Origin of the sequence: Actinotalea solisilvae, assembly GCF_016464425.1 — a bacterium.
Lineage (GTDB): Bacteria > Actinomycetota > Actinomycetes > Actinomycetales > Cellulomonadaceae > Actinotalea > Actinotalea solisilvae.
In genome coordinates, this window is sequence record NZ_JADDKQ010000024.1 from 18,284 (window position 1) to 43,931 (window position 25,648).

At 76.8% G+C, this 25,648-nt stretch carries 26 protein-coding genes; 18 read left to right on the forward strand and 8 right to left on the reverse strand.

Annotation, left to right across the window (positions count from 1 at the left end):
* Positions 1-42: 42 nt before the first annotated feature.
* Positions 43-855 carry an HAD family hydrolase gene (locus JIG38_RS17450; RefSeq protein ID WP_199425052.1) on the reverse strand — a complete coding sequence of 271 codons (813 nt, stop codon included), beginning with the start codon at positions 853-855 and terminating at the stop codon, positions 43-45.
* A gap of 140 nt (positions 856-995) precedes the next feature.
* Here JIG38_RS17450 and JIG38_RS17455 point away from each other — a divergent pair, with 140 nt between their 5' ends.
* Both JIG38_RS17455 and JIG38_RS17460 read left to right on the forward strand, forming a co-directional pair.
* Positions 996-1,274 carry a glutaredoxin family protein gene (locus tag JIG38_RS17455; RefSeq protein ID WP_199425004.1) on the forward strand — a complete coding sequence of 93 codons (279 nt, stop codon included), beginning with the start codon at positions 996-998 and terminating at the stop codon, positions 1,272-1,274.
* On the forward strand, positions 1,271-1,912 hold the full coding sequence (locus JIG38_RS17460) for a redox-sensing transcriptional repressor Rex (RefSeq protein ID WP_199425005.1): 642 nt from the start codon (positions 1,271-1,273) through the stop codon (positions 1,910-1,912). The genes JIG38_RS17455 and JIG38_RS17460 overlap by 4 nt, the downstream gene beginning before the upstream one ends.
* 93 nt (positions 1,913-2,005) lie before the next feature.
* Here JIG38_RS17460 and JIG38_RS17465 read toward each other — a convergent pair whose 3' ends face one another.
* Complete coding sequence (locus tag JIG38_RS17465) at positions 2,006-2,557, reverse strand: YceI family protein (RefSeq protein ID WP_199425006.1); 552 nt, start codon at positions 2,555-2,557, stop codon at positions 2,006-2,008.
* A gap of 165 nt (positions 2,558-2,722) precedes the next feature.
* Here JIG38_RS17465 and JIG38_RS17470 point away from each other — a divergent pair, with 165 nt between their 5' ends.
* The 7 genes from JIG38_RS17470 to JIG38_RS17500 all read left to right on the forward strand — a co-directional run bounded on the left by JIG38_RS17470 (position 2,723) and on the right by JIG38_RS17500 (position 9,035).
* Positions 2,723-3,292 carry a MarR family winged helix-turn-helix transcriptional regulator gene (locus JIG38_RS17470; protein ID WP_199425007.1) on the forward strand — a complete coding sequence of 190 codons (570 nt, stop codon included), beginning with the start codon at positions 2,723-2,725 and terminating at the stop codon, positions 3,290-3,292.
* Positions 3,293-3,374: 82 nt separating this feature from the next.
* Positions 3,375-4,037, forward strand: coding sequence for a histidine phosphatase family protein (locus tag JIG38_RS17475; RefSeq protein WP_199425008.1), 663 nt, complete (start codon positions 3,375-3,377; stop codon positions 4,035-4,037).
* Positions 4,037-4,648, forward strand: a complete 612-nt coding sequence (locus tag JIG38_RS17480; protein WP_199425009.1) for a TlpA family protein disulfide reductase — start codon at positions 4,037-4,039, stop codon at positions 4,646-4,648. The genes JIG38_RS17475 and JIG38_RS17480 overlap by 1 nt, the downstream gene beginning before the upstream one ends.
* Before the next feature lie 12 nt (positions 4,649-4,660).
* Entirely contained in the window at positions 4,661-5,479 is an 819-nt protein-coding gene (locus JIG38_RS17485) for a cytochrome c biogenesis CcdA family protein (protein WP_199425010.1), read from the forward strand.
* A complete protein-coding gene (resB, locus tag JIG38_RS17490; RefSeq protein ID WP_307845003.1) occupies positions 5,476-7,224 on the forward strand; it encodes a cytochrome c biogenesis protein ResB in 1,749 nt (582 codons plus the stop codon). The genes JIG38_RS17485 and resB overlap by 4 nt, the downstream gene beginning before the upstream one ends.
* Complete coding sequence (gene ccsB, locus JIG38_RS17495) at positions 7,211-8,197, forward strand: c-type cytochrome biogenesis protein CcsB (RefSeq protein WP_199425011.1); 987 nt, start codon at positions 7,211-7,213, stop codon at positions 8,195-8,197. The genes resB and ccsB overlap by 14 nt, the downstream gene beginning before the upstream one ends.
* A 142-nt stretch (positions 8,198-8,339) precedes the next feature.
* Positions 8,340-9,035 carry a DNA alkylation repair protein gene (locus JIG38_RS17500; protein ID WP_199425012.1) on the forward strand — a complete coding sequence of 232 codons (696 nt, stop codon included), beginning with the start codon at positions 8,340-8,342 and terminating at the stop codon, positions 9,033-9,035.
* Positions 9,036-9,064: 29 nt separating this feature from the next.
* On the opposite strand, the gene JIG38_RS17505 is transcribed toward JIG38_RS17500, so the two are convergent.
* Positions 9,065-9,520, reverse strand: coding sequence for a PLD nuclease N-terminal domain-containing protein (locus JIG38_RS17505; protein WP_199425013.1), 456 nt, complete (start codon positions 9,518-9,520; stop codon positions 9,065-9,067).
* A gap of 36 nt (positions 9,521-9,556) precedes the next feature.
* Between JIG38_RS17505 and JIG38_RS17510 the strand changes: the two genes are divergently transcribed.
* Positions 9,557-9,874, forward strand: a complete 318-nt coding sequence (locus JIG38_RS17510; protein ID WP_233405212.1) for a DUF4229 domain-containing protein — start codon at positions 9,557-9,559, stop codon at positions 9,872-9,874.
* Here JIG38_RS17510 and JIG38_RS17515 read toward each other — a convergent pair.
* Entirely contained in the window at positions 9,838-10,707 is an 870-nt protein-coding gene (locus tag JIG38_RS17515; protein WP_199425015.1) for a 1,4-dihydroxy-2-naphthoate polyprenyltransferase, read from the reverse strand. The two genes, JIG38_RS17510 and JIG38_RS17515, sit on opposite strands and share 37 nt — an antisense overlap.
* A gap of 45 nt (positions 10,708-10,752) precedes the next feature.
* On the reverse strand, positions 10,753-12,006 hold the full coding sequence (locus tag JIG38_RS17520) for an AMP-binding protein (RefSeq protein WP_199425016.1): 1,254 nt from the start codon (positions 12,004-12,006) through the stop codon (positions 10,753-10,755).
* Between the two features lie 133 nt (positions 12,007-12,139).
* Here JIG38_RS17520 and JIG38_RS17525 point away from each other — a divergent pair, with 133 nt between their 5' ends.
* Entirely contained in the window at positions 12,140-13,267 is a 1,128-nt protein-coding gene (locus JIG38_RS17525; RefSeq protein ID WP_307845004.1) for a DUF3048 domain-containing protein, read from the forward strand.
* 147 nt (positions 13,268-13,414) lie between these two features.
* Positions 13,415-13,687, forward strand: coding sequence for a hypothetical protein (locus JIG38_RS17530; protein ID WP_199425017.1), 273 nt, complete (start codon positions 13,415-13,417; stop codon positions 13,685-13,687).
* Between the two features lie 43 nt (positions 13,688-13,730).
* Here JIG38_RS17530 and JIG38_RS17535 read toward each other — a convergent pair whose 3' ends face one another.
* Positions 13,731-14,684: a 1,4-dihydroxy-2-naphthoyl-CoA synthase gene (locus tag JIG38_RS17535; protein ID WP_199425018.1), complete on the reverse strand. Its 954-nt coding sequence runs from the start codon at positions 14,682-14,684 to the stop codon at positions 13,731-13,733.
* 70 nt (positions 14,685-14,754) lie between these two features.
* On the opposite strand from JIG38_RS17535, the gene JIG38_RS17540 reads away from it, so the two are divergent.
* Together JIG38_RS17540 and menD are read left to right on the forward strand one after the other, a co-directional pair.
* Positions 14,755-15,726: an o-succinylbenzoate synthase gene (locus JIG38_RS17540; RefSeq protein ID WP_307845005.1), complete on the forward strand. Its 972-nt coding sequence runs from the start codon at positions 14,755-14,757 to the stop codon at positions 15,724-15,726.
* Positions 15,723-17,732: a 2-succinyl-5-enolpyruvyl-6-hydroxy-3-cyclohexene-1-carboxylic-acid synthase gene (gene menD, locus JIG38_RS17545; RefSeq protein WP_199425020.1), complete on the forward strand. Its 2,010-nt coding sequence runs from the start codon at positions 15,723-15,725 to the stop codon at positions 17,730-17,732. Before JIG38_RS17540 ends, menD begins: the two co-directional genes overlap by 4 nt.
* A 227-nt stretch (positions 17,733-17,959) precedes the next feature.
* On the opposite strand, the gene JIG38_RS17550 is transcribed toward menD, so the two are convergent.
* Complete coding sequence (locus JIG38_RS17550) at positions 17,960-19,564, reverse strand: HNH endonuclease signature motif containing protein (RefSeq protein ID WP_199425021.1); 1,605 nt, start codon at positions 19,562-19,564, stop codon at positions 17,960-17,962.
* Positions 19,565-19,863: 299 nt separating this feature from the next.
* Between JIG38_RS17550 and JIG38_RS17555 the strand changes: the two genes are divergently transcribed.
* A complete protein-coding gene (locus JIG38_RS17555; RefSeq protein WP_199425022.1) occupies positions 19,864-21,291 on the forward strand; it encodes a S1C family serine protease in 1,428 nt (475 codons plus the stop codon).
* Positions 21,292-21,383: 92 nt separating this feature from the next.
* On the opposite strand, the gene JIG38_RS17560 is transcribed toward JIG38_RS17555, so the two are convergent.
* On the reverse strand, positions 21,384-22,733 hold the full coding sequence (locus JIG38_RS17560; protein ID WP_199425023.1) for an isochorismate synthase: 1,350 nt from the start codon (positions 22,731-22,733) through the stop codon (positions 21,384-21,386).
* Between the two features lie 256 nt (positions 22,734-22,989).
* Between JIG38_RS17560 and JIG38_RS17565 the strand changes: the two genes are divergently transcribed.
* The 3 genes from JIG38_RS17565 (at position 22,990) to JIG38_RS17575 (ending at position 25,588) form a co-directional block, all read left to right on the forward strand.
* Positions 22,990-23,718, forward strand: coding sequence for a demethylmenaquinone methyltransferase (locus JIG38_RS17565; RefSeq protein ID WP_199425024.1), 729 nt, complete (start codon positions 22,990-22,992; stop codon positions 23,716-23,718).
* 69 nt (positions 23,719-23,787) lie between these two features.
* Complete coding sequence (locus tag JIG38_RS17570) at positions 23,788-25,095, forward strand: geranylgeranyl reductase family protein (protein WP_199425025.1); 1,308 nt, start codon at positions 23,788-23,790, stop codon at positions 25,093-25,095.
* A 130-nt stretch (positions 25,096-25,225) separates the two neighbouring features.
* On the forward strand, positions 25,226-25,588 hold the full coding sequence (locus JIG38_RS17575; RefSeq protein ID WP_199425026.1) for an NADH-quinone oxidoreductase subunit A: 363 nt from the start codon (positions 25,226-25,228) through the stop codon (positions 25,586-25,588).
* The last annotated feature ends 60 nt before the right edge of the window (positions 25,589-25,648 follow it).

Here is a 25,648-nt window from a genome sequence, read left to right on the forward strand (position 1 = left end):
GGCCGGCCGGGCAGGACGCGGGGCGCGGGACCTCGGGCGGCGTCAGCCCCGCAGCTGGCGCCGCGCGGCGCGCACCACGAGCCCGAGGACCCACGCGCCCCCCGCCCAGCTGGCCGTGAGCATGCTGCGACGTGCCGCCGTGCGCCGGCGCCCGCGGAACTCGCGGACCGGCCAGCCGACCTCGCGCGCGTGCCGGCGCAGGCGGGCGTCCGGGTTGATCGCGACCGGGTGGCCCACCGACGACAGGATCGGGACGTCGTTGGTCGAGTCGCCGTACGCGTAGCAGCGGCTGAGGTCGAGGCCCTCCTCGTGCGCGAGCGTCGCGACGGCGCTCTCCTTGGCGCGGCCGTGCAGGAGGTCGCCCACCAGGCGGCCCGTGTAGAAGCCGTCGCGGTGCTCGGCGACCGTGCCGAGCGCGCCCGTGACCCCGAGGCGCCGGCCGATGAGCTCGCCGATCTCGACCGGGCTCGCGGTGATGATCCACACCTGGTGGCCCGCCTCGAGGTGGCGGTTGAGCAGCGCCTGCGTGCCGGCGAAGATGCGCAGCGAGAGGACCTCGTCCCAGACCTCCTCGCCGATGGCCGCGATCTCGGCGACGGACTTGCCCGCGACGATCGACAGCGCGCGCGCACGGACCTGGTCGATCGTCTCGACGTCCTCGCCGTACATGAGGTAGCGCGCCTGGTGGAACGCGAACACGAGCAGGTCCCGCGTGCCGAAGAAGCCGCGCCGGCGCAGGCCGACGGCGAGGTGGAAGGCGCTCGCGCCGCGGATGATCGTGTTGTCGAGGTCGAAGAAGGCGGCCGTGCGGGCCTCGTCCGCGGGGACCGCCCTGCGCGCGTCGTCGCGCGCGATGTGGTGGTGGACGGCCGCGGCGGCCCGGCCCGCCTCGACGGGGGAGCGCGCCGCCGACGCGTCGCCCGCCTCGTCCGGCGCGCCGAGAGGTGTCGGCTCAGCCACCCGGCCACTGTAACGACTCCCCTAGGGTTGGCCTCATGAGCGACGTGGCCCCACGCGAGCCGGCGCGGGTGGTCCTGTACGTCCGCCAGGGCTGCCACCTCTGCGAGGCGGCGCGCGACGTCGTCGGCCCGCTCGCCGCCGACGCGGGGACCGCGGTGCTCGAGGTGGACATCGACGCGGGGGCCGACGCGCCCGACCTCGTCGACCGCTACGGCGAGCTCGTGCCGGTCGTGACCGTCGACGGGGTCCAGCAGGGGTACTGGCGGATCGACGCCGGGCGCGTGCGCCGCGCGCTCGCCGGCGGGCCCGCATGACGGCACGCCCCGTGCCGGCCTCGACGGTGGCCCGGCTCCCCATCTACCTGCGCGCCCTCGAGCAGCTCACGGACGACGGCGTCACGCGCACCTCCTCGGGCGAGCTCGCCGAGCTCGCGGGCGTCGGCTCGGCGCAGCTGCGGCGCGACCTGTCCTTCCTCGGCTCGCACGGCGTGCGGGGCGTCGGGTACGACGTCGAGCACCTCCAGGCGCAGGTCGCCGCGGCCCTGGGGGTCACGGGCGACCTCGCCGTCGTCATCGTCGGCATCGGCAACCTCGGCCACGCGCTCGCCAACTACGTCGCGGGCACGGGCAAGGGGTTCCGCGTCGCGGCGCTCGTGGACGCGGTGCCCGAGGTCGTCGGGACGACCGTCGCGGGCCTCGTCGTCGAGCACGGGCGGGACCTCGAGGAGGTCGTCCGTCGGGAGCGGGCGACGATCGCCGTGCTCGCGACGCCGGCCGACGTCGCGCAGGACCTGTGCGACCGCCTCGTCGCCGCGGGCGTCACCGGGATCCTCACGTTCGTCCCGCGCGTGCTCCAGGTGCCGGCCGGCGTCGACGTCCGCTCGGTCGACCTGGCCACGGAGCTGCAGATCCTCGCGTTCCACGAGCGCCGCAAGGCCGCGGCGCGCAGCTGAGAGCCCCACGGCGGCGAGGGACGACCGTGCCCCCTGCCGCGGGCGCGGCAGGGGGCACGGGTGAGGCGACCGCGGCGCGTGCGCCGCGTGGGCTCAGGCCTGGACGGCCTCGATCTCGAGCGAGATCTTGACGTTGTCCGAGACGAGGACGCCGCCGGTCTCGAGCGCGGCGTTCCACGTCAGGCCGAACTCCTTGCGGGAGATCTGCGTCGTGGCCGAGAAGCCGAGGCGCGAGGCGCCGAACGGGTCGGTCGCCGCGCCGTTGAACTCGGTCTCGAGCTCGACCTGCTTCGTCACGCCGTGGATCGTCAGGTCGCCGACGACGACGTACGCGTCGCCGCGGGCCTGGATCGCGGAGGAGACGAAGGTCCAGGTCGGGTGGTTCTCGACGTCGAAGAAGTCGGCGCTCTGGAGGTGGCCGTCGCGGTTCGCGTCGCGCGTGCTCACGGTGGCCGGGTCGAGCGTGGCGGTGACGGACGACGACGCGAGGTCCTCGCCGATGACGATGGTGCCGTCGGTGATCGCGACCGTGCCGCGCACCTTCGAGATGCCCGCGTGGCGGACCGTGAACTCGGCGGCGCTGTGCGACGGCTCGACCGTCCACGTGCCGGTCGTGACGCCTGCGGGAAGAGTGGTGACGCTCATGGTGGTTCTCCTGGTGGTTCGGGTGACGGCGGACGATGCTCGTTTGGTTGAACCATCAAGCACCTCGTTGATATTTCTACTACACTGACCGAAGCCGCACAACCCCTGGAGCGCGGTTCGTGACCGCAGGCGTGGGACGCTGGTCACAGACGGAGAGGAGAGCCCATGACCGCCACCGACACCGGACGGCGCGGCCCGGCGACCGCGGGCGCGGGCGCCACCGAGGAGCCGGTGCGCTGGCTCACCGTCGAGCAGCAGCAGGCCTGGCGCGCGTACCTCTCCGGCAGCGCGCGGCTGAGCGAGGCGCTCACGCGCCAGCTCGAGCAGGACGCCGGGCTCTCGCTGAGCGAGTACGAGATCCTCGTGCGTCTGTCCGAGACGCCCGAGCACACCCTGCGGATGTCCGAGCTCGCGTCGTCGCTCGTCCACTCCCGCAGCCGCCTCACGCACACCGTGACGCGCCTCGAGCGCCGCGCGCTCGTCCGCCGCGAGAACTGCCTCGCCGACGGGCGCGGCGTCAACTGCGTCATGACCGACGAGGGCTACGCGCTGCTCGTCGCCGCGGCGCCCGGTCACGTGCGCGCCGTGCGGGCGCACCTCGTCGACCTCCTCACCGACGACCAGATGCTCGCGCTCGGCGCCGCCATGGAGCGCGTCGCCGAGGGCCCGGCGCCGGTCGCGGGCGGCGGCGACGAGGCCGCGGACGCCCCGGCCGTGGACGGCCGGCCGGCCTGACGGCTCGACGCCGCCCAGGGCTGGGCGCGCGCCGCACGGGGTCCGGGCCCGGGCACCCGCCCGCATGCGGGAGAATCGGTCCATGCCGACGACCACCGTCCACCTCCTCCGCCACGGCGAGGTGCACAACCCCGAGGGCGTCCTGTACGGACGGCTCGAGGGCTTCCGCCTCTCCGAGCGCGGGGTCGCGATGGCCGAGCGCATCGCCGAGCACCTCGTGGGCCGCGGCCCGGCAGGCGGCGAGCGACGCGACGTCGTGCACGTCGTCGCCTCGCCGCTCCAGCGCGCGCAGGAGACCGCGGCGCCCATCGCGGCGGCGTTCGGGCTGGAGACCGCGACCGACGAGCGCCTCGTCGAGGCCGCGAACCACTTCGAGGGCCGCACGTTCGGCGTCGGGGACGGCTCGCTCCGGCGTCCCGCGCACTGGCCCTACCTGTGGAACCCGTTCCGCCCGAGCTGGGGCGAGCCGTACCGCGAGCAGGTCGCGCGCATGCTCGCCGCGGTCGCGTCCGCGCGCGACGCCGCCGCCGGCCACGAGGCGGTCGTCGTGAGCCACCAGCTGCCGATCTGGGTCACCCGGAGCGCGCTCGAGGGCCGGCGCCTGTGGCACGACCCGCGCCGCCGCGAGTGCTCCGTCGCGTCACTCACCTCGCTGCACTACGACGGCGACCGGCTCACCGGCCTCACCTACTCCGAGCCCGCGGGGGACCTGCTGCCCCAGGCCAGGGCCCTGCCGGGGGCGTGATGCCCGCCTCGCGCCCGACGCGCGCCCGCCGTCGCCTGCTCGGGCCCGCGCTCGCCGCGGGCGCGCTGCTCGCGCTCGGTGCCTGCAGCCCGAGCGTCGACGGCGGCTGGACGGACGGCGGCGAGGAGGCGGGCTACGTCTCGGGCGACCGGTCCGTGACGACGTGGGAGGCGGGCGACCGCACCGGCCCGGTCGAGATCGTCGGCACCGACTTCGCGGGCGAGGCCGTGGACGTCACGGCCTGGCAGGGCGACGTCGTCGTGCTCAACACCTGGTACGCCGCGTGCCCGCCCTGCCGGGCGGAGGCGCCCGACCTCGTCGAGATCGCCGAGGAGTACGCGGACCAGGGCGTGCACTTCCTCGGGATCAACGCGACCGACGACGCCGGCGCCGCCCAGCCGTTCGAGCGCACGTTCTCGGTGCCCTACCCGTCCGTGCACGACGTCGACGGTGCGGCGGTCGCGGCGCTGCAGGGCGTCGTCCCGGTGCAGGCCGTGCCGACGACCGTGGTCCTCGACCGCGAGGGCGACGTCGCCGCGCGCATCCTCGGACGCGCCGACCCGAGCACGCTGCGCGCGCTCCTCGACGACGCGCTCGCCGAGCCGGCGTGACGGTGCGCGCGCATGGGTGACGTCACCGGGACCGTCCTCGGCGGGTCGATGCTGCTCGCGGTGCCCATCGCGGTCCTCGCGGGGCTCGTCTCGTTCGCGTCGCCGTGCGTGCTGCCCCTGGTGCCCGGGTACCTCGGGTACGTCACGGGGATGGCGGGCGCGAGCCGCGCGTCCGGGCCGGCGGACGGCACGGGCGGCGCGCCCGGGGCGGCCGGGGCCGTTGCCACCGCGCCGCCGCGGCTCGCGGACGTCCGGCGCGGGCGCCTGCTCGCGGGCGTCGGGCTCTTCGTGGCGGGCTTCACGCTCGTGTTCGTCCTCTTCGGCGTCCTCGCGGGGACGCTCGGCGCCGCGCTCGCGCAGTGGAGCGACGTCGTCACGCGCGTGCTCGGCGTGGTGGTGGTCCTCATGGGGCTCGCCTTCCTCGGCTGGCTGCCGTTCGGGCAGCGCGAGCGGCGCCTGCACCTCGCGCCGCGCGCGGGCCTGTGGGGTGCACCGCTGCTGGGCGTCGTCTTCGGCCTCGGCTGGGCGCCGTGCATCGGGCCGACCCTCGTCGCGGTCTACACGCTCGCGCTCGACGGCGCGTCGGCGGGGCGCGGTGCGGTGCTCTCGGTCGCGTACTGCGTCGGCCTGGGCCTGCCGTTCCTCCTCGTCGCGCTCGGCCTCGAGCGCTCGCAGCGCGCGCTCGGGTTCCTGCGCCGGCACCGGGTCGTGGTGATGCGGGTCGGGGGCGGCGTGCTCGTGGCCGTCGGGCTGGCGCTCGTCACGGGTCTGTGGGGCGTGTGGACGCAGTCGCTCCAGGGCCTCGTCGGCGGGTTCGAGACGGTCCTGTGACGCCCGAGCCCGCGCCCTACCGCCCCGAGGGCCTCGTCGCCGAGGCCGACGCGGCGGACCTCGACGCGCCCGACGCGGGCTCGCCCGACGCGACCCGCGCGACCCCCGAGCCGCCGCAGCTGCCGCGCCTCGGCGCGGTCGGGACCCTGCGCTGGGTGTGGCGCCAGCTCACGAGCATGCGCGTGGCGCTCATGCTCCTCATGCTCCTCGCGGTCGTGGCGGTGCCGGGGTCCGTGCTGCCGCAGCGTCCGCAGGACCCGGCGGCCGTCGCCCGCTACCTCGAGGACAACCCCGACCTCGGGCCGTGGCTCGACCGGCTCGGCTTCTTCGACGTGTACGCGTCCGTGTGGTTCTCGTCGGTCTACCTGCTGCTGTTCGTCTCGCTGGTCGGCTGCATCCTGCCGCGCCTGCGCGCGCACCTGCGGGCCCTGCGCGCCCGGCCGCCGCGCGCGCCGCGGCGGTTCGAGCGCATGCCCGTGCACGACGAGGTGACGACGGGCGCGACCGTCGACGAGGTCGTCGACGCCGCGCGCCGCGCGCTCCGCGGGCCGGTCCGGTGGCTGCCGCGGTTCCGCGTCGACGTCGAGCGCACGCCCGACGGCGGCGCGACGGTCAGCGCCGAGCGCGGGTACCTGCGCGAGAGCGGGAACATCGCCTTCCACCTGTCGCTCCTCGCGATCCTCGTCGCGGTCGCCACGGGGCAGCTGCTGCACTACCGCGGGCAGGCGATCGTCGTCGAGGGGCGAGGCTTCGCGAACGCGGTGACCGACTACGACACGTTCCGCGCCGGCACGGCGTTCGACCCGCGGTCGCTCGTCCCGTTCACGATGACGCTCGACCGGTTCACGGCCGAGTTCGCGCCGGACGCGCGCCCGCGCGACTTCACGGCCGAGGTCACGGTGACCGAGCCCGGCGCCGAGCCGCAGCAGCGCACCATCCGGGTCAACCACCCGCTCGGCGCCGGCGCCGCCAAGGTATACCTCCAGGGCAACGGCTACGCGCCCGAGCTCACGGTGCGCGACGCCTCGGGCGAGGTCGCGTTCGCCGGGCCCGTGCCCTTCCTCCCCGAGGACGCGCAGTACCGCTCGCGCGGCGTCGTCAAGGTGCCCGACGTGGCGCAGGGCGAGCAGATCGGGCTCGTGGGCTACCTGCTCCCCACGGCGGTGGTGACGGAGACGGGCGCCGCGTCGGTCTACCCGCAGCCCGACAACCCGCTCCTCGTGCTCAGCGTGTGGTCCGGGGACCTCGGGCTCGACGACGGCGTCCCGCAGAACGTCTACGAGCTCGACGTCGAGGGGCTGACGCAGGCGACGGAGGCCGACGGCACGCCCGTGACCCTGTTCGTCGAGCCCGGCCAGACGGTCGAGCTGCCGGACGGGCTCGGCACGCTGACGTGGGACGGGCTGCCGCGCTTCGTCGCGCTCGACCTGCGGCACGACCCGGCGCTCGGCTGGATCCTCGCGGGCGCGATCGGCTCGCTCGTGGGCCTGTCCGTCTCCCTCTTCACGCCCCGGCGGCGCGTGTGGCTGCGCGTGACGCCGGCCGCGCCGGGGGTGCCCGGCGGTGGTCCGGACGCGGCGGAGCAGGTCGCGCCCGGACGTACAGTGGTGGCCGGCGCCGCGCTGGCGCGCGGGGACGACGTCGGCCTGGCGGACGAGCTCGCGCGGGTCATGGACGAGGTGCGTGCCTCGGGCGCGGACGCGGACCTGGACGGTCCGGGAGGGCAGGACGATGAGTCTCGGTGAGCTGAGCACGCTGCTGGTGTGGGGCGCGACGACGGCCTACGCGGTCGCGCTCGTCGCGTTCTCGGTCGACCTCGCGCGGCTCGCCGAGACGCGCGCGCGGGCCGCGACGCCCGCGCTCGTCGGCGCGGCCGCCGGTGGCGTGGCCCCGGGGCGCGCCACGGGCGGCGTGGTGGACGACGCGGTGACCGACGGCGGCGGCGGGCGGCGACGTCGAGCCGCGGGCATCGCGATGGCCACGACGCTCCTCGGCCTCGCGCTGCACCTCGCCGGGACCGTGCTGCGCGGCCTCGCGGCGGGGCGCGTGCCGTGGGCCAACATGTACGAGTTCGCGCTCGTCGGCGCGCTCGTCGCGGTCGCGACCTTCGTCGTCCTGTGCCGCCGGCGCGACGTGCGGTTCCTGGGCACGATCGTCGTCGGTCTCGCGGTCATCGCGCTCGGCGTGGGCCTCGCGGTCTTCTACACGCCCGCGAGCCCCGTCGAGCCCGCGCTGCAGAGCTACTGGCTCGTCATCCACGTGTCGATCGCGACGATCGCGACCGGGCTCTTCACCGTGTCCTTCGCCTCGAGCGTCCTGCAGCTCCTCAAGGACGCGCGCGACGCCGGCTCGCCGCGTCTCGCCGCGCGCCGCTGGGCCCTGCTCGACGCGCTGCCGCCCGTGCGGGACCTCGAGGCGCTCTCGTTCCGGATCACCGCGGTGGGCTTCGTCCTGTGGACGTTCACCGTCATGGCCGGCGCCGTGTGGGCGGAGCACACGTGGGGCCGGTACTGGGGCTGGGACCCCAAGGAGGTCTGGAGCTTCATCGTCTGGGTCGTCTACGCCGCCTACCTGCACGCGCGCACGACGCGGGGCTGGTCCGGCCGCCGCGCGGCGTGGTTCGTCGTCGTCGGCTACGCGACCGTGATCTTCAACTTCACCGGCGTCAACCTCTTCTTCCAGGGCCTGCACGACTACGGCGGCGTCCCGCAGGACTGAGCGGGGCCGAGGGGTCCCCGAGGGCGCAAGGTCGCGCGTCGGTCGGAGGACGGCGGGCGAGCCGGTCAGGGTCTCCGCCCGCGCACGCCGACCCGCGGACGGCCGGGTGGGGTGGGATCGACCTCGTCGACAGGAGGCACGCATGGCCAGGACGACGACGGACCGCACGACGGACGGCGCGACCGTGGACGAGGTCCTCGCCCGCCTCGCGGAGCTCGAGGACCTGCGCGCGCGGGAGGTGAACGAGCGCCACGGCGACGACCACGGCGTCAACCTCGGCAGGCTGCGCGCGCTGGCGAAGGAGCTGCGGACCCAGCACGAGCTCGCCCTGGAGCTCTGGGCGACGGGCGACACCGCGGCGCGGCTCGTCGCGCTGCTCGTCTGCCGGCCCCGGGCGTTCGGCCGCGACGAGCTCGACGCGATGATCCGCGAGGTGCGCGCGCCCAAGGTGCACGACTGGCTCGTCGGCTACGTCGTGAAGAAGAGCCCGCACGCCGAGGACCTGCGCGTGGCCTGGACGGCCGACCCGGACCCGGTCGTCGCGAGCGCGGGCTGGGCGCTCACCACGGAGCGCGTCGCGAAGAGCCCGGAGGGGCTCGACCTCGACGGGATGCTGGACGTCATCGAGGCCGAGATGCGCGACGCACCCGACCGCCTGCAGTGGGCGATGAACCACTGCCTCGCGCAGATCGGGATCGAGCACCCGGCGCACCGGGGTCGTGCCGTCGCGATCGGCGAGCGGCTGCGGGTGCTCGAGGACTACCCGACGCCGCCGGGCTGCACGTCGCCGTACGCGCCGACGTGGATCGCGGAGATCGTGCGTCGGCGCGAGGGGTAGGGCGCGCGAGCAGCCGCCCGGCCCACCCGTCAGGCGGGGCTGCCGTCGCCGTCCTTGGTCTCGTCCCGGGTCTCGTCCGGCGCACCACGCGTGCCACGGCTGCCGTCGGCGTCGTCGGCGGAGGTCCCGGTCGGGCCGCCCGTGCCGCCCGTCTCGCGTGCGCGACGGCGGCGCTCCTGCTCCAGGCGCCAGAGGAAGTCGGGGTCGTCGTCGGGCGCGACGGGACCGCTGCGCCGCGGCGGGCGGGCCGGTCCGGGCCGGGCCGGGCCGGACGGTCCGGCGGAGCCGCCGTGCCGCGCGGCGGCCGCGCGCTGGCGGCTCACGAGGATCCAGGCGACCGGCCCGACCACCGGCAGCAGGACGATGATCGCCGCCCACGCGAGCGGGTGGATCTCGGCGCGCTCGACGGCGCTGCTCCGCGAGAGGTCGATGAGGGCGAACAGCGCCAGGGCGATGGGGATGACGTACGGCAGGGCCCGGACCATGCCTCCACAGTAGGCGCCTAGGCTGGGAGGGTGCCGATGCTCGTCTACTCCCTGCTCCGCCTGGGGCTGCTCGCCGTCGCCCTCGTGGCGCTCTGGGCCGTCGGCCTCGGCGGCTGGCTGCTCGTCGTCGTGGCGGCCGTCGTGGCGTGGGCGCTGTCCTACGTGCTCCTCGGCGGGCCGCGCGACCGCGCCGCCCTCTGGGTCGCCGAGCGCGCGCAGGCGCGGCGGTCGGGGCCGCGCTTCACGCCGGGCGTCGAGTCCGACGCCGCGGCGGAGGACGCCGAGGCCGCCGCCCCCGCTCCGGACGACCGGCCGGCTCAGAGCGAGAGGCCGAGCCCCAGCAGCACGCCGTAGCCGAGCTCGAGGAGCCCGGTGCCCGCGAGCACGGGCTTGAGCAGGACGCCGCGCGCCCCGAGGAGCACCGTCCCCGCGAGGAGGCCCGCCGGGATGGCGAGCAGCAGCACGATGACGGACCACGGCGCGGCGAGGGCGCACGCGAGACCCGCGAGGATCGCGCCGGCGAGCATCGCCGCGTAGACGCGCCGCGCGCGGTGGTCGCCCAGCCGCACCGCGAGCGTGCGCTTGCTGCTCAGGACGTCGGTGGGGATGTCGCGGATGTTGTTGACCATGAGCAGCGCGCACGCGAGCAGCCCGACGCCGACGGCGCCCAGCGCGGCGGGCCACGAGACGCGGCCGGCCTGCGTGTACGTCGTGCCGAGGACCGCGACGAGGCCGAAGAAGACGAAGACCCCGACCTCGCCCAGGCCCCGGTAGCCGTAGGGCCGCCTCCCGCCCGTGTAGTACCAGGCCGCGGCGATGCTCAGCGCGCCGACGGCGAGCAGCCACCACTGGCCGGAGAGCGCGACGAGCGCGAGCCCGAGGAGCGCGCCGACGCCGAACGCCGCGAAGGCGGCGGCCTTGACCTGCCCGGGCCGCGCCGCGCCGGACCCGGTGAGGCGCAGGGGCCCGACGCGGTCCAGGTCGGTCCCGCGGATGCCGTCGGAGTAGTCGTTGGCGTAGTTGACGCCCACCTGGAGCGCGAGCGCGACGCCCGCCGCGAGCAGCGCGCGCGCCGGCGACGCCGCGTCGAGCTGCGCGGCCGCCCCTGTGCCGACGAGGACGGGCGCGACGGCCGCGGGCAGCGTCCGCGGACGCGCGCCCTCGACCCACTCGGCGGCAGTCGCCATGGTGCTCCTCGGTTCCTCTCGGTCCGTCGACCGGGTGGCCCGGCGTCAGTCGTGCCCGGGCCGGCCGAGGCCCCGCGCGGCCGTCCGGGCGACGGCGGCGCGGTCGACCTTGCCCGGGCCGCGCAGCGGCAGGGCGTCGACCAGCACGAGGTGCCGCGGTGCCGCGGCAGGCCCCAGGGTACGGCGCACGGCGGAGCGGACGTCCTCGAGCGCCGGCGGCACGGGACCCGGCACGACGACGGCGACGACGGCCGCGCCCCACTCGGCGTCGGGCACGCCCACGACGCAGACCTCCGCGACGTGCCGCGGGCCGAGCGCGGCGACGGCCGCCTCGACCGCGGCAGGGGCGACGTTCTCCCCGCCCGTGACGACGACGTCGTCGGCGCGGCCGAGGACGGTGAGGCGCCCGTCGGCGAGCCGGCCGAGGTCGGACGTCCGGTGCCACCGGCGGCCGTCGAGCGTGGGGAACGCGGCCGCCTGCCCCGCCGGGTCGTCCAGGTAGCCCCGCGCGAGGACCGGCCCGCCCAGGAGGACCCGGCCCCGGTCGTCGAGCGCGACCTCGACGCCGTCGAGCGGCGCGCCGTCGTACACGCAGCCGCCGCAGGTCTCGGTCATGCCGTAGGTCGTCACGACGCGCAGGCCGGCGTCGCGCGCCTGGGCGAGGAGGGGCGCGGGGGTCGCGGCGCCGCCGACGAGGATCGCGTGGAGCCCGCGCAGGGCCTCGAGCACGGCGGGGCCGGCCTCGACGGCCCGCCGCAGCTGGGTCGGGACCAGCGACGTCACGAGGGGGAGGTCCGTCGTCGCGCGCTCGCGCCGCACGGCGTCGGCGAGCGCGGCGGCGTCCGCGGGCCCGGCGACGACGGCGGGGGCCGGCCCCGTGGCGGCCGCGGCGAGGGCCCCGGGACCGTCCGCGCCGGGCGCCGGCGTGAGCAGCGAGCGCGCGACGACCTGGAGCCCCGCCACGTGGTCGAGCGGGAGCGCGAGCAGCCAGCGCGCCGGCCCGCCGAGCCGCGCGCGCGTCGCGGCGGCGGACGCTGCGAGCGCGTCCCGGTCCAGCAGGACGTGGCGCGCGCGCCCCGTCGAGCCCGAGGTCCGGACGACGAGGGCGACGGGCCCGGGCACGCGGCCGGCCGGAGGGTCCGGGTCGTCCGGGGCGCCGCCCGAGGGGCCCGCAGGGAGCACCGCGACGGCCGGACCCGACCCGTCGAGCGCGCCGCGCACGGCGGCGGCGACGCGCGCCACCTCGTCGGGCGACGACCGCCCCGGTCCGACCCGCAGGGTCACCAGCGCGCGGTCCACGTGCTCAGGGTAGGGGCGCCGTACAGTGTCCCGAGCCGGCGCCGAGCCGGTGCGGGCCCCCGCGGCCCGGCAGGACGACGCACCGCGCGCGAGCGTGCCCCGAGCACCCGGCGCGACCAGGAGGAGCTGCCCCGTGGCGCACACGACCACGACCCCCGCGACCGCACCGACGCCGCGCGCCGCGCGTCCGGGCCGGCGCCGGTTCGCCACCGCGCTCGCGGCGCTCTCGGCGCTGACGCTCACCGCCGCGACCCTCGCGGCGTGCACGCCCGCGGGCGAGCCCGAGGTCCCCGAGCCGGTCACGGTCACGCCGACGGTCGCGCCGTCGCGCGTCGCGGCGCCCGCGCCCGTCGTGCCCCCGACCTGGCCGCTCACGGGCGTCGCGTCGGCCGAGGTCGCGTCCCGGCCCGCCGTCGCGGTCAAGGTGGAGAACACCAACGTCGCGCGGCCGCAGGCCGGGCTCGACCAGGCCGACGTCGTCTGGGAGACGATCGTCGAGTTCGAGGTGTCGCGGTTCGTCGCGGTCTTCCACTCGCAGGTCCCGGCGGAGGTCGGCCCGATCCGCTCGGTGCGTCCCATGGACCCGCTGATCGTCGCGCCGCTGCGCGGCCTGCTCGTCTACTCGGGCGGCCAGCCGGGCATCCTCGACCTCGTGCGCGGCAGCACCGTGCAGAGCATCAGCCACGACGCCGGCGCCGCGGGCCTCTACCGCGTGAGCGGGCGCTCGGCGCCGCACAACGTCATGGGTGACATGACCCAGTTCCTCGCGGCGGCGGACGCGGAGCACGCCGCGCCCCCGGCCGAGCAGTTCGCCTTCGCGCGCCGCCCCGAGCTCGCGACCGCGACCGTCGTCGGCACGCCCGCCACGAGCCTCGCCTTCAACCTCTCCGGCCAGGCGAAGCCTTCGTGGTCCTTCGACGCCGGGACCGGCCTGTGGCTGCGCTCGGAGGGCAGCACGCCCGCGACGGCGGCGAGCGGCGCGCGGCTCTCGGCCGTCAACGTCGTCTCGATCACTGCCGCGCACCCCAACTCGCCGTTCGGCGCGCAGGGTGGTGCGCCCGTGCCGACGTACGAGCTCGTCGGCTCGGGCGAGGCCGTCGTCGCGACCGCCGGCCGGACCGTCGCGGGGACCTGGTCGAAGGCCGCCGCCGACGCACCGCTCCAGCTCTTCGCCGCGGACGGCTCGCCGATCCTGCTCGCGCCGGGCAACACGTGGGTCGAGATGATCCCCGCGGGCAAGGGCTCGCTGGCGATCGCCTGACCGTCCGCACGCCGCCGGTCCGACGCCCGGCTCATCCCGAGGGATGAGCCGGGCGTCGTCGTCCCGGCCCGGCGGCTGACCGGGCGCGGCGAACGTCGAGCCGACGGGCCGATCCGCGCGGGGGCGGTGCCGACGCAGGCTGGGGGCATGGCACAGCTCACCGTCGACCAGCACGGCGTCGGCACCGACGCCACCGTCCCGTCCCCGCCCGTCTCGTCCCCGCCCGTCACGTCCACGCCCCGCCCGGACCCCTCGGCCGCCGGCCCCGGCGCCGAGGACCTCCCGCTCGGGCACCCGCGCCTGCGTTCCGTCCTGCCTGCCGCCGTCGCCGTCGGGCTGCTGCTCGGCGTGGTCGTCGTGGGCGGGGTGCTGCTGCGCGACCTGCTCGAGTTCGGGGTCTGGGTCCTCGGCGAGGGCTGAGCGCGTCCGGCCGGCCCCGGGCTCTCCGACCGTCCCGTCGTGGTCAGTAGTGGTACGGGAACGCGGACCAGTCCGGGTCGCGCCGCTCGAGGAACGCGTCGCGCCCCTCGACGGCCTCGTCCGTCATGTACGCCAGGCGCGTCGCCTCGCCCGCGAAGACCTGCTGGCCCATGAGGCCGTCGTCGGCCAGGTTGAAGGCGAACTTCAGCATCCGCACGGCCTGCGGCGACTTGCCCGCGATGGTGCGGGCGTAGTCGAGCGCGAGGCGCTCGAGGTCCGCGTGCTCGGCGACCTCGTTGACCGCGCCCCACCGCTCGGCGTCGTCGGCCGAGTACTCGCGCGCGAGGAAGAAGATCTCCCGGGCGCGCTTCTGGCCGACCTGGCGCGCGAGGTAGGCCGAGCCGTAGCCGCCGTCGAACGAGCCGACGTCGGCGTCGGTCTGCTTGAAGCGGCCGTGCTGGCGGCAGGTGATCGTCAGGTCCGCCACGACGTGCAGCGAGTGGCCGCCGCCCGCGGCCCAGCCGTCGACGACCGCGACCACGACCTTGGGCATGGTCCGGATGAGGCGCTGCACCTCGAGGATGTGCAGGCGGCCCGCGCGCGCCGGGTCGACGGTGTCGGCCGTCGTGCCCGAGGCGTACCGGTAGCCGTCGCGGCCCCGGATCCGCTGGTCGCCGCCCGAGCAGAAGGCCCAGCCGCCGTCCTTGGGGCTCGGGCCGTTGCCCGCGAGGAGCACGACGCCGACGTCGGGCGTCATGCGCGCGTGGTCGAGCGCGCGGTAGAGCTCGTCGACGGTGTGCGGCCGGAACGCGTTGCGCACCTCGGGGCGGTGGAACGCGATCCGCACCACGGGCAGGTCCCGCTCGGCGACGTCCGGGCCGCCGGTGCGGTCGACGCCGCGGTGGTAGGTGAGGTCGGTGAGGTCCTCGAACCCCTCGACGGTGCGCCAGACCTGCGGGTCGAACGTCTCGGACACCGGCGCGGGCACGTCGCTCATGGCCGCCACCCTAACGAGGGGGCGAGGCGCCGACTGCTCGGGCCGCGGGGCGCGACGCTACGGTGGCCGCGTGACCCCGCCCGCCCGTGACCTGCACGTGTACCGCGTCGGGCTGCGCGCGCGCTTCCGTGGCCTCGTCGCGCGCGACGGCGTCCTGCTGCGCGGCGACGCGGGCTGGGGCGAGTTCTCCCCCTTCTGGGACTACGACGACGCCGAGTCGGCCGCGTGGTGGCGCGCCGCGGTGGAGGCTGCCGACCACGGCTGGCCCGCCCCGGTGCGCGACGCCGTCCCGGTCAACGTCACCGTGCCCGCGGTGGGACCGGACCTCGCGCGCGCGATCGTCGAACGCTCCGCCGGCTGCCGGACCGCCAAGGTCAAGGTCGCCGAGCCGGGTGACACCGCCGCCGACGAGGCCGCGCGGCTCGAGGCGGTGCGCGACGCCCTCGGTCCGGGCGGCCGCATCCGCGTCGACGCCAACGGGGCGTGGGACGTGCCCACCGCGGTGGAGCGCCTGCGGCTGCTCGACCGCGCCGCGGGCGGGCTCGAGTACGTCGAGCAGCCGTGCGCGAGCGTCGAGGACCTCGCCCGCGTGCGCCGGGCCACGGAGGTGCCCGTCGCCGCCGACGAGTCGATCCGCCGCGCGGAGGACCCGCTCGCCGTGGTGCGCGCCGAGGCGGCCGACGTCGTCGTGCTCAAGGTCCAGCCGCTCGGCGGGGTGCGCGCGTGCCTCGAGCTCGCGGAGCGCGTCGGCCTGCCGGTCGTCGTCTCCTCGGCACTCGAGAGCTCGGTCGGGCTCGCCGCCGGGCTCGCGCTCGCGGCCGCGCTGCCCGACCTCCCGTACGCGTGCGGCCTCGCGACCGCGCAGCTGCTCGCGGCCGACGTCGTGCCCGACCCGCTGCTCCCGGTCGACGGCGCGATGCCCGTGCGGCGTCCCGCGCCGGACCCGGCGCTGCTCGCGCAGCACGCCGCGGACGACGCGCTCGCCGCGCGCTGGAACGACCGGGTGGCGCGCGTCGAGGCGCTCGCGGGGGTGACCGCGTGACCGAGGAGGCGCCCGAGACGCCGGCGCCCGCCGAGCACTCTGCCGCGGGCGCGGCGGGCGGGCCCTCGCCGTCGACGACCGCGGCCCGGGTCCTGCTCCAGGCACTGGCACGCCTCGGCGTCCGGGAGGTCGTGCTCGCGCCCGGGTCCCGCAGCGCGCCGCTCGCGCACGCGCTCGCCGAGGCGGCGTCGGACGAGCGCGACCCGGCCGCGCCCCGGCTGGAGCTGCACGTCCGCGTCGACGAGCGGGACGCGGGCTTCCTCGCGCTCGGGCTCGCGACCGCCGCGCGCGCCGCGGGCCACGCGCGGCCCGTCGCCGTCGTGACGACGTCCGGCACGGCCGTGGCGAACCTGCACCCCGCGGTCCTCGAGGCCGACCACGCGGGCCTGCCGCTGCTGCTGCTCACGGCCGACCGACCGCACGAGCTCCGCGGCACGGGGGCGAACCAGACCACCGAGCAGGTGGGACTCCTGGAGCCCGCGGTCCGGCTCACCCTCGACGTGCCTGCACCGACCGGTCGCGCCGGCGAGGAGCGGGACCTGCGCCACCTGGCGGCGCGGGCCGTGGCCGCGGCGACGGGCGCGCGGACCGGGGACCCGGGGCCGGTCCACGTGAACCTCGCGTTCCGGGACCCGCTGGTCCCGGACGCGTCGCCCTGGCCCGCATGGTCGGGTGCGGGGCTCACGGAGGTCCTCCGGCGCGGCGCCGCCGGTCACGCGCCTCCCGCCGGCTCGCCGCTGACCGGAGGGACCGCGCAGGCGCCGGCCGTGGGCGAGACCCCGCCGACGTCGGGCGGGACCTCCCCCACGTCGCTCGCCGGCGGGACCTCGCTCACGTCGCCTGCCCGCGGGACCTCTCACGCGCCGCTCGTCAGCGCCGGGCGGCGCGTGGCCGGGCACCCGGACGGCGTGCGGACCGTCGTCGTCGCCGGCGACGGCGCGGGTGCGGTGGCCCGGCGGATCGCGGAGGCGAACGGCTGGCCCCTGCTCGCCGAGCCGTCGTCAGGCGCGCGGGGTGGTCCGAACGCCGTGCCCGCGTACCGCCTGCTGCTCGGCGAGCCTGCGCTCGGCGGCGCGGTGCAGCGCGTCGTCGTCCTGGGCCGACCGACGCTCTCGCGGCCCGTGCAGCAGCTGCTCGGCCGGGCGGACGTCGAGTCCCTCGTCGTCGCCCCGGTCGGGGCGCGATGGCCCGATGCCGTGCGCGCCGCCGACCAGGTGGTCGCCGAGGTGCCGCCCCTGCTCCTCGAGGGCGGCCTCGCCGGCGAGGACCGGTGGCTCACGCTCTGGCAGCGCGCGGGCGCCGCGGCGGCGGACGCGGTCGCCGAGGTGCTCGACCGCCCGGGCCCGCTCACCGGCCCGGCCGTCGCCGCGGCGGTCGCGGCCGCCTCGGAGGTCGCGGCGGCCGTCGGCGGGACCGGCCCCGCGGAGGCGCCCGGCCCGGTCCTCGTGGTGGGATCGAGCAACCCGGTGCGCGACCTGGACCTCGTCGCGGCGTGGTCCGAGCCTCCGCTCGTGCTCGCCAACCGCGGCCTGGCGGGCATCGACGGCACCCTCTCGACCGCCTCGGGCGTCGCGCTCGGCCTCGACCGGCCCGTGCGTGCCTACGTCGGCGACCTCACCTTCCTGCACGACGTCGGCGGCCTCCTCGTCGGTCCCCTCGAGCGGCGGCCGGACCTCCAGGTCGTCGTCGCCAACGACGACGGCGGGTCGATCTTCGCCTCGCTCGAGCACGGTGCGCCCGAGCACGCGCGCGCCTTCGAGCGGGTCTTCGCGACGCCGCACGGAGCGGACCTCCGTGCCCTGTGCGCGGGCTACGGCGTCCGCCACACCCGCGTCGGCGACGCCGACGACCTGCGCCGGGCGCTCGCGGCCGGTCCCGGCCCGGGCGGCGGCGTCGAGGTCGTCGAGGTGGTCGTCGACCGAGCCGACCGCCGCGCCCTGGGCGACCGCATCGCCGCGGCGGTCCACGACGCGCTGAGACCGGTCATCGCCGCAGCCGGGAGCTGAACGGCGACCAGCCCTCCGACGGGGAGCGGCGGCCGGCGCCCGTGCGGCACCGGACGACCGGTCTCGCCGTGCACCTGGGGCGCGAACGGCGTGCCGGTGCCGATGCCGGTGCCCGTCCCCATGCCCGTGCCGATGCGCGCAGCCGAGCCGATTCGATCAGCGTGCCCTCGCCCACGTCCGTGCGCGCTCCGGCGCGCCGCTCAGTGGCGGCGCGCCGGAGCGTCGGCTCATGCAGCGCTCCCGTCGACGAGCGTCGGTGACGCACGTGCCCCAGCCGTGGCGCTCGCAGGCCCGTCCGACGGACCGGACCGGCTCGCTCCGCTGGACACGCTCGATCCGCTCGGTCCGCTCGGTCCGTTCGACACGATCGGTCCGTTCGACGGACCCGCTCGTGGGGCATCGGCGTGTGGGGATGGCTGCCCGGCCGTCAGGCCGCCGTCGTCGCTCGGGGCGCCAGGGAGGGGGACGATCGGCGCGCGACCGACGGCCACGGGCCTCCCGTCTGTGTGCGCGAAGGCGAACCCCTCGGGGACCCGCGTGATCCGCCGGCGGTGCTGGTGCACGAGCGCGTGGTGGTGCCAGCAGAGCAGGATGCCGTTGTCGACCGACGTCGGACCGCCCTGGCTCCACCAGCGGATGTGGTGGACCTCGCCGAGCTGAGGGGGCGCCGAGCACCCGGGGTACGCGCAGCAGCGGTCTCGTGCGATGACCGCTCGCCGGAGCTGGCGCGTGTACGTGCGCTGGGCACGCCCGACGTCGAGCACCTGACCTTCGGGCCCGAAGACGACGCGCGTGACCTCGCTGTCGCACGCGATCCGCTCGAGCACCGAGCGGGGGAGCGGCTCGCCGGAGTCGAGCTCGCCCGGCACCCGCAGCGGACCGTGGAGCGCGTCGCCGTGCTCCGTCCCGACGGCCGCCACCATGCCACCCGCACCCGCACCCGGGCGCGCTCCTGCACCTGTGTCGGGGCCCGCGGCGAGTCGCTCGAACAACTCCCAGCTGACGAGGACGCTGAGGTGCGGGCGCACCTGCGCCCCGGTGCCCGTGAGCCCGTGGTCGAGCGCGAGCCGGGCGACCCCGGTGAGCGCGTCCGCCTGGCGCTGCTCCGCCGAGCGGTCGTCGCCCGCGGCCGGCACCCCGGCGACCGACCGGACGGCCGTGGTCAGGACGGCGGCGTCCTCGTGCGGGAGGAAGCCCGCGAGCGCGACGCCGTCGGCGCGCAGTGTGAGCACGAGCCGTCGTCGCGCCCGGGCGTCCGCGTGCTCGCGCTCGGCGGCCCGCTCGTCGAGCGCGGCGGCCGTCCGTCGCGCGAGCCGACGGAACTCGTCCACGCCGAGGCGCCGCGCCTGCGACACGAGGAAGGCCTCGTTGCGGTCCGCGAGGTCCGACGCGAGCGCGGCCCGACGGGCCGCGGTCGAGGCCACCTCGGCGATCGCCTCCGCGTGTCCTCGCGTGATCTCGCCGCGGACGACGGCCTCGCGCGTCGAGCGCAGCTCGCCCATCGCCCGCCCGAGCCGCGCCTGCCGGGCCGCCTCGCCGTACGCGATGCCCTCGCGACGCGCCACGTGCCCCGCGACCGTGCGGTCCGCGCCGCCCACGGCCCACCGCCCGTCCGCCTCGACGGCGGCGAGCAGGACCGAGGACGCGAGGTGGACCTGGTCCCCGACCACGCGCAGGCCCTCACGCACGGCCGCCGCCCGTGGACCCTCCAGCTCGGCGAGGGGGAGCGCGGCCAGCGCGGCGGCGTCCGCGCGGAGCCGGCCGAGCAGCGCGTCGAGGTCGGCGAGGCCCGCGCCGCGCGGCGCGTGCACGACCCCACCCGTCCCGCTCACACGCGCTCCTCGCTCGGCCCGCCCGGTTCGCCCCGGTATGGAACAACTGTACGAACGACCACTGACACGACGCGGCGACGCCCGACCCGACCCGCCTGACGCGGCGCGCACCGCTCACGCCGCCCGCGCCCCGCTGGTGCAGACCCTCCCCCCGGGTGCCCGGCGGGACCCACCACGCAGCCCACGCCCGCCGTCGCGCCGTCCGGGCTGCGCGACCGACTCCCAGGAAGCTCCCAGGGACGTCACAGGGCCGCGTCAGGTCGGCGGGCTGTGATGGGACCACGACACAGGAGGTCCCGATGAGCACCGCACCCCAGCACCCCACCCCGCCGCAGCCAGCTTCACCCCAGGCCACCCCGCACCCCGCCGCCCCGCAGACCGCCGCGCCGCACTCCGGCGCGCCGCAGCCCACCGCGCCGCACTCCGCGGCGCCACACCCGGCGCCCCACGCGACGGCACCCTTCGACCCGTTCCGCGCCCCGGGCACCCCGGCCCCGGCGCCGGCCACCGCGCCCGCGCTCGCCGTGCCGACCCCGGCCGCCGACCGCCGCGACCGACCCCGCTGGTGGCCGGTCGTCGGCGTCGCCGCCGTCACGGCGCTCACCGCGAGCCTCGCGACCGTCGGCATCACGAACGCCCTCGACGAGGACCCGGCCGCCGCGCCGACCTCCGTCGCGACCCTCGGTCAGGAGGAGTCGACGACCGTCCCGGTCGCCGGCTCGGACGCGCAGGACCCGGACTGGGAGGCGGTCGCCGACGCCGTGCGCGCCTCGGTCGTCGCGATCGACGTCGCCACGGGCGCCGGCTCGGGCACCGGCTCGGGCGTGATCGTCGACCCCGAGGGCCACGTCCTGACGAACGACCACGTCGTGGGCGACGCCGTCGACGGCGGCCTCCAGGTGACGCTCGCGGACGGGCGCGTCTACGAGGCGACGCTGGTCGGCACCGACCCGACCACCGACCTCGCCGTCATCCAGCTCGTCGACCCGCCCGACGACCTCAGCCCCGCGGTGCTCGGCGACTCCGACGACGTCGCCGTCGGTGAGGCGGTCATGGCGGTCGGCAACCCGCTCGGCCTCGACAGCACCGTGACCACGGGCATCGTCTCGGCGCTCGACCGACCGGTGTCGACCTCGGACGGCTCGGACGAGACCGTGGTGACCAACGCGATCCAGATCGACGCCGCCATCAACCCCGGCAACAGCGGCGGCCCGCTGTTCGACGCGTCCGGCCAGGTCATCGGCATCACGTCGTCGATCGCGTCGCTCTCCTCGGGCGGCGGCCAGGCCGGCTCCATCGGCCTCGGCTTCGCGATCCCCGCGAACCTCGCCGACCGCATCGGCGGCGAGCTCATCGCCGACGGCACCGCCGAGCACGCCTTCCTCGGTGTCGCCCTCGGCGACGGCACGGCCACCGCCGACGGCACGACGCGCCGCGGCGCCGTCGTCGAGCAGGTCACCGCCGGCTCGCCGGCCGCCGAGGCCGACCTGCAGGCCAAGGACGTCGTCGTCGCGATCGACGGCCAGGCGGTCAACGGCGCGGAGTCCCTCACCGCGTTCGTACGCGAGCTCGCGGCGGGCACCGAGGTCACGCTCACCGTGGTGCGGGACGGCGAGGCGGTCGACGTCCCCGTGACGCTCACGACGCGCGACGACCAGGGCGCGACGCAGACCGAGCCCGAGGACCAGGGCGGCCTCTTCCCGGGCCGCCCGGGCCGGAACGGCTGACCGCACCCACCGCCCGAGCGCCCGCGGGAGCGGACCGGCCGACACGCCAGGCGTGCCGCGCCGGTCCGCTCCGCTCGCGTCGAGCGTCGGGGTCAGGCGGGGGAGCGCAGTGCGTGGCGCATGGGCTCGAGCTTCGCCTCCGACTCGGCCAGCTCCGCGCGCGGCACGGACGCCGCGACGATGCCGCAGCCCGCGAAGAGGCGCAGGCGGTGCGGGTCCGCCGGGTCCAGCTCGGCCGACCGCAGCGCGATGCCCCACTCGCCGTCGCCGTCGACGCCGACCCAGCCGACCGGCCCGGCGTACCGCCCGCGGTCCATGCCCTCGATGCGTCCGATGAGCTCGCACGCGGCGTCGGTCGGCGTCCCGGCGACGGCGGCGGTCGGGTGCAGCGCGGCGGCGAGCGCGAGGCTCGTCGGCGAGGGCGCGACGCCGTCGGTCGACAGCACGGCCGTCACGTCCGTCGCGAGGTGCAGCACGTTCGGCAGGTGCAGGACGAACGGCGTCTCCGGCACGTTCGTCGACGAGCAGAACGGCTCGAGCGCGCGCGTGAGCGACTCGACCGCGTACTCGTGCTCCTCGAGGTCCTTGGACGAGTGGGCGAGGATCGCCGCGCGCGCCAGGTCCGCGTCGTCGTCGCCCGTGCGGCGGATCGTCCCCGCGAGCACGCGCGAGGTGACCAGGCCCTTCTCGCTGCGCACGAGGAGCTCGGGGGTCGCGCCGACGACGCCGTCCACCGCGAACGTCCAGCACGAGCGGTAGTCCGCCGCGAGCCGGCGCAGCACCCAGCGCGGGTCGAGCGGCGCCGCGGTCCGGGCGACGACGTCGCGCGCGAGCACGACCTTGTCCATCCGGCCCGCGCGGATCTCGCTCACCGCGCGCGCGACGGCGTCCTGCCAGCCGTCGGGGTCGAGGGCGCCGTCGGCGTACGTGACCTCGCCCGGCGGGGCGGGCGCGGGCGCGACCTCGGGCCGGACGGGACCGGGTGCGGCCCCCGCGTCCACGGTCGTGACCCAGGCGGTCGCCCCTCGCCGCCCGACGACGACGCGCGGCACGACGAGCGAGCTCTCGACGACCGAGCCGGCCGCGAACGCGAAGGCGCCGAACGCCACGGGACCTGTGCCGGGCACGCGCACCTCGTCGCGCACGACGGCGTGCGCGGCCGCGGCCCGCCAGGCCCGCTCGGCCTGCGCGAAGCGGTCGGGGCCGGTCGCCGTAGCCCGGGCGACCTCGCCCCAGGCGACGAGCCCGTCGCCGCGCCGGACCCACGCCAGCCCGCCCTCGGCGGGCAGCAGCTCGAGCAGGTCGTCGGGCAGCGACGCCGGGTCGACGGGGACCGTGCGCGAGACGAGGGGGAGCGCGAGCCCGGCCAGGCTGCCGCGGGTCGCGGCGCCCGGGGGCGTGTCGGAGGCGTCGTCGGCCACGCGGGCGGGGTCGGGGGTCATCGCCCCCCAGCGTAGGCCGCGCCCCGGCCCCTCCCCTCCGCCCCGCCCACCGCGTCGCGGAGCCCCGCTCCGCGACCCACCGGCACGCGGAGTCCCGTGCCGACCGCGGAGTCCGGTGCCCACCCGCGGAGCGCCGTGCCGGCAGCGCGGAGTCCCGTGCCCCGACGCGCCCGCGTGTCCCGGCACGGCGCTCCGCGCATCGTGGGGCCGGGGCGACGGGTGCGGACGTGCGCGCGCGGGCTGCGAGGATGGGCCCATGCCCCGCGCCAGCCTGGACAAGCAGCCGCACGAGGTCGCCGCGATGTTCGACCACATCGCGAAGCGCTACGACCTCACCAACGACGTCATCTCGCTCGGCCAGGACCGGCGCTGGCGCACGGCGACGATCCGCGCGGTCGACGCGTGGCCCGGCGAGACCGTGCTCGACCTGGCCGCGGGCACGGGCACCTCGAGCGAGCCGTTCGACGCCGCGGGCGTGCGCGTCGTCCCGTGCGACTTCTCGGTCGGCATGCTCCAGGTCGGCAAGGACCGCCGCCCCGACCTGCCGTTCACCGCGGGCGACGCGACGCGCCTGCCGTTCGCGGACGCGTCGTTCGACGCCGTGACCATCTCGTTCGGCCTGCGCAACGTGGTCGACACCGAGGCGGCGCTCGTCGAGATGCTGCGCGTGACCAAGCCGGGCGGCCGCCTCGTCGTGTGCGAGTTCTCGCGGCCGACCTGGGCGCCGTTCCGCACCGTCTACACCGAGTACCTCATGCGGGCGCTGCCGCCCGTCGCGCGCGCCGTCTCCACGGAGCCGGACGCCTACGTCTACCTGGCCGAGTCGATCCGCGCGTGGCCCGACCAGGATGCGCTCGGCCGCCTCCTGCGCCGCGCGGGCTGGTCCGACGTCGCCTACCGGAACCTCAGCGGGGGCATCGTCGCGCTGCACCGCGCCACACGCCCGGCCGGTGCGCCAGGGCCGAAGGACCCGGAGGCAAGGTAAGCCTCAGCAGACATGCCCTGGGGCCGCAGTTAGACTTGGCGGGTCCAGGTAGTGAAACCCTTCACAAGGATGAGGCAGGGCGTGGGGACGCAGCAGAACGATGACGCGGACGTCATCGTCGTCGGTGCCGGGCCCGCCGGCTCGACCGCCGCGTACTACCTCGCCGTCGCCGGCCTGGACGTCCTCGTCCTCGAGAAGACGGCGTTCCCGCGCGAGAAGGTCTGCGGCGACGGCTTCACGCCGCGCTCGGTGCGCGAGCTCGTCGCGATGGGCGTGCCCATGCGCGAGGAGGACGGCTGGATCCGCAACAAGGGCCTGCGCGTCTACGGCGGCGGCCACCGCATCGAGCTCCCGTGGCCCGAGACGGACTCCTTCCCCAGCTACGGCGTGAGCCGCACGCGCAAGGACTTCGACGACACACTCGCGCGCCACGCGAAGGCCGCCGGCGCGGTCATCCGCGAGCAGATGAACGTCACCGGCCCGGTGCTGCACGAGCGCACCGGACGCGTCGTCGGCGTCACCGCGCGCCCGGTCGACGAGGCGGGGCGCCGCGCGGGTGACGAGGTCACCTTCCGCGCCCCCGTCGTCATCGCGGCCGACGGCGTCTCGGCGCGCCTCGCGCTCGCGCTCGGCATCGAGAAGAACCCGAACCGCCCCATGGGCGTCGCCGTCCGGACGTACTACCGCACGCCCCGGCACGACGACGACTGGATGGAGAGCTGGCTCGAGCTCTGGGACGGCAAGCCGAACGAGTCCAACTTGCTCCCGGGCTACGGCTGGATCTTCGGGCTGGGCGACGGCACGGCGAACGTGGGCCTCGGCTCGGTGAGCTCGCGCGCGACCGCGACGAAGATCGACTACAAGGACCTGCTCCAGCGCTGGGTCGCGAACACGCCCGCCGAGTGGGGCTTCACGCCCGAGAACCAGGTCGGCCCCGTGCGCAGCGCGGCGCTGCCCATGGGCTTCAACCGCAAGCCGCACTACACGCGCGGCATGCTGCTGGTCGGCGACTCGGGCGGCATGGTCAGCCCGTTCAACGGCGAGGGCATCGCCTACGCGATGCAGGGCGCGCGCCGCGCGGCCGAGGTCGTGGCGCAGGCCAAGAGCCGCACGACGGCGGCCGAGCGCGAGCGGACGCTCGCGAGCTACCCGCGGATCATGGCCGAGGAGCTCGGCGGCTACTACTCGCTGGGGCGCGTGTTCGTGAAGCTCATCGAGCACCCCGAGGTCATGCGCGTGTGCACGCGGTACGGCCTGCCGCGGCCCGCTCTCATGCGGCTGACGCTCAAGCTGCTGTCGGACGTGTGGGAGCCGCGCGGCGGCGACCTCTCGGACCGCTTCATCGCGGCCCTGACCCGGATTGCGCCCGCCGCATGAGCCGACGACACTCGGCGGAGGTCGCGGCGCCGTCCCTCCTGTCCCAGCCGTCGTCCCGGGCGCACCGCGGCGCCCCGACGCCGACCCGCCCACGACGGCTCGCCGAGCCGCCACTGCACCGGAGGGCCCGATGACCAACCCGTACGTGCCGATCCTCGCCCTCATGGGTGTCGCGGCCGTCCTCGCCCTCGGTGGCGTGGGCGCGAGCGCGATCATCGGCCCGAAGCGCTACAACCGGGCGAAGCTCGAGGCCTACGAGTGCGGCATCGACCCGACGCCGCACGCCATCGGGGGCGGCCGCTTCCCGATCAAGTACTACCTCGTCGCGATGACCTTCATCGTCTTCGACATCGAGGTCGTCTTCATGTACCCCTGGGCGGTCGCGTTCCGCGAGCTCGCCCTGTTCGGGGTCGTGGCGATGATGACGTTCCTCGTCCTCATCACGGTGCCGTTCGTCTACGAGTGGCGCCGCGGCGGGTTCGAGTGGGACTGAGCGCCGGGACGGCCGGCCGCTCGACGGCCGGCGAGACACAGCTGACGGGACGAGAGGGAG

Coding starts and splice junctions, on each gene's coding strand:
- JIG38_RS17455 (WP_199425004.1), top strand. CDS start 996: ATGAGCGACGTGGCCCCACGCGAGCCGGCGCGGGTGGTCCTGTACGTC.
- JIG38_RS17460 (WP_199425005.1), top strand. CDS start 1,271: ATGACGGCACGCCCCGTGCCGGCCTCGACGGTGGCCCGGCTCCCCATC.
- JIG38_RS17465 (WP_199425006.1), bottom strand. CDS start 2,557: ATGAGCGTCACCACTCTTCCCGCAGGCGTCACGACCGGCACGTGGACG.
- JIG38_RS17470 (WP_199425007.1), top strand. CDS start 2,723: ATGACCGCCACCGACACCGGACGGCGCGGCCCGGCGACCGCGGGCGCG.
- JIG38_RS17475 (WP_199425008.1), top strand. CDS start 3,375: ATGCCGACGACCACCGTCCACCTCCTCCGCCACGGCGAGGTGCACAAC.
- JIG38_RS17480 (WP_199425009.1), top strand. CDS start 4,037: ATGCCCGCCTCGCGCCCGACGCGCGCCCGCCGTCGCCTGCTCGGGCCC.
- JIG38_RS17485 (WP_199425010.1), top strand. CDS start 4,661: ATGGGTGACGTCACCGGGACCGTCCTCGGCGGGTCGATGCTGCTCGCG.
- ccsB (WP_199425011.1), top strand. CDS start 7,211: ATGAGTCTCGGTGAGCTGAGCACGCTGCTGGTGTGGGGCGCGACGACG.
- JIG38_RS17500 (WP_199425012.1), top strand. CDS start 8,340: ATGGCCAGGACGACGACGGACCGCACGACGGACGGCGCGACCGTGGAC.
- JIG38_RS17505 (WP_199425013.1), bottom strand. CDS start 9,520: ATGGTCCGGGCCCTGCCGTACGTCATCCCCATCGCCCTGGCGCTGTTC.
- JIG38_RS17510 (WP_233405212.1), top strand. CDS start 9,557: ATGCTCGTCTACTCCCTGCTCCGCCTGGGGCTGCTCGCCGTCGCCCTC.
- JIG38_RS17515 (WP_199425015.1), bottom strand. CDS start 10,707: ATGGCGACTGCCGCCGAGTGGGTCGAGGGCGCGCGTCCGCGGACGCTG.
- JIG38_RS17530 (WP_199425017.1), top strand. CDS start 13,415: ATGGCACAGCTCACCGTCGACCAGCACGGCGTCGGCACCGACGCCACC.
- JIG38_RS17535 (WP_199425018.1), bottom strand. CDS start 14,684: ATGAGCGACGTGCCCGCGCCGGTGTCCGAGACGTTCGACCCGCAGGTC.
- JIG38_RS17555 (WP_199425022.1), top strand. CDS start 19,864: ATGAGCACCGCACCCCAGCACCCCACCCCGCCGCAGCCAGCTTCACCC.
- JIG38_RS17560 (WP_199425023.1), bottom strand. CDS start 22,733: ATGACCCCCGACCCCGCCCGCGTGGCCGACGACGCCTCCGACACGCCC.
- JIG38_RS17565 (WP_199425024.1), top strand. CDS start 22,990: ATGCCCCGCGCCAGCCTGGACAAGCAGCCGCACGAGGTCGCCGCGATG.
- JIG38_RS17570 (WP_199425025.1), top strand. CDS start 23,788: ATGAGGCAGGGCGTGGGGACGCAGCAGAACGATGACGCGGACGTCATC.
- JIG38_RS17575 (WP_199425026.1), top strand. CDS start 25,226: ATGACCAACCCGTACGTGCCGATCCTCGCCCTCATGGGTGTCGCGGCC.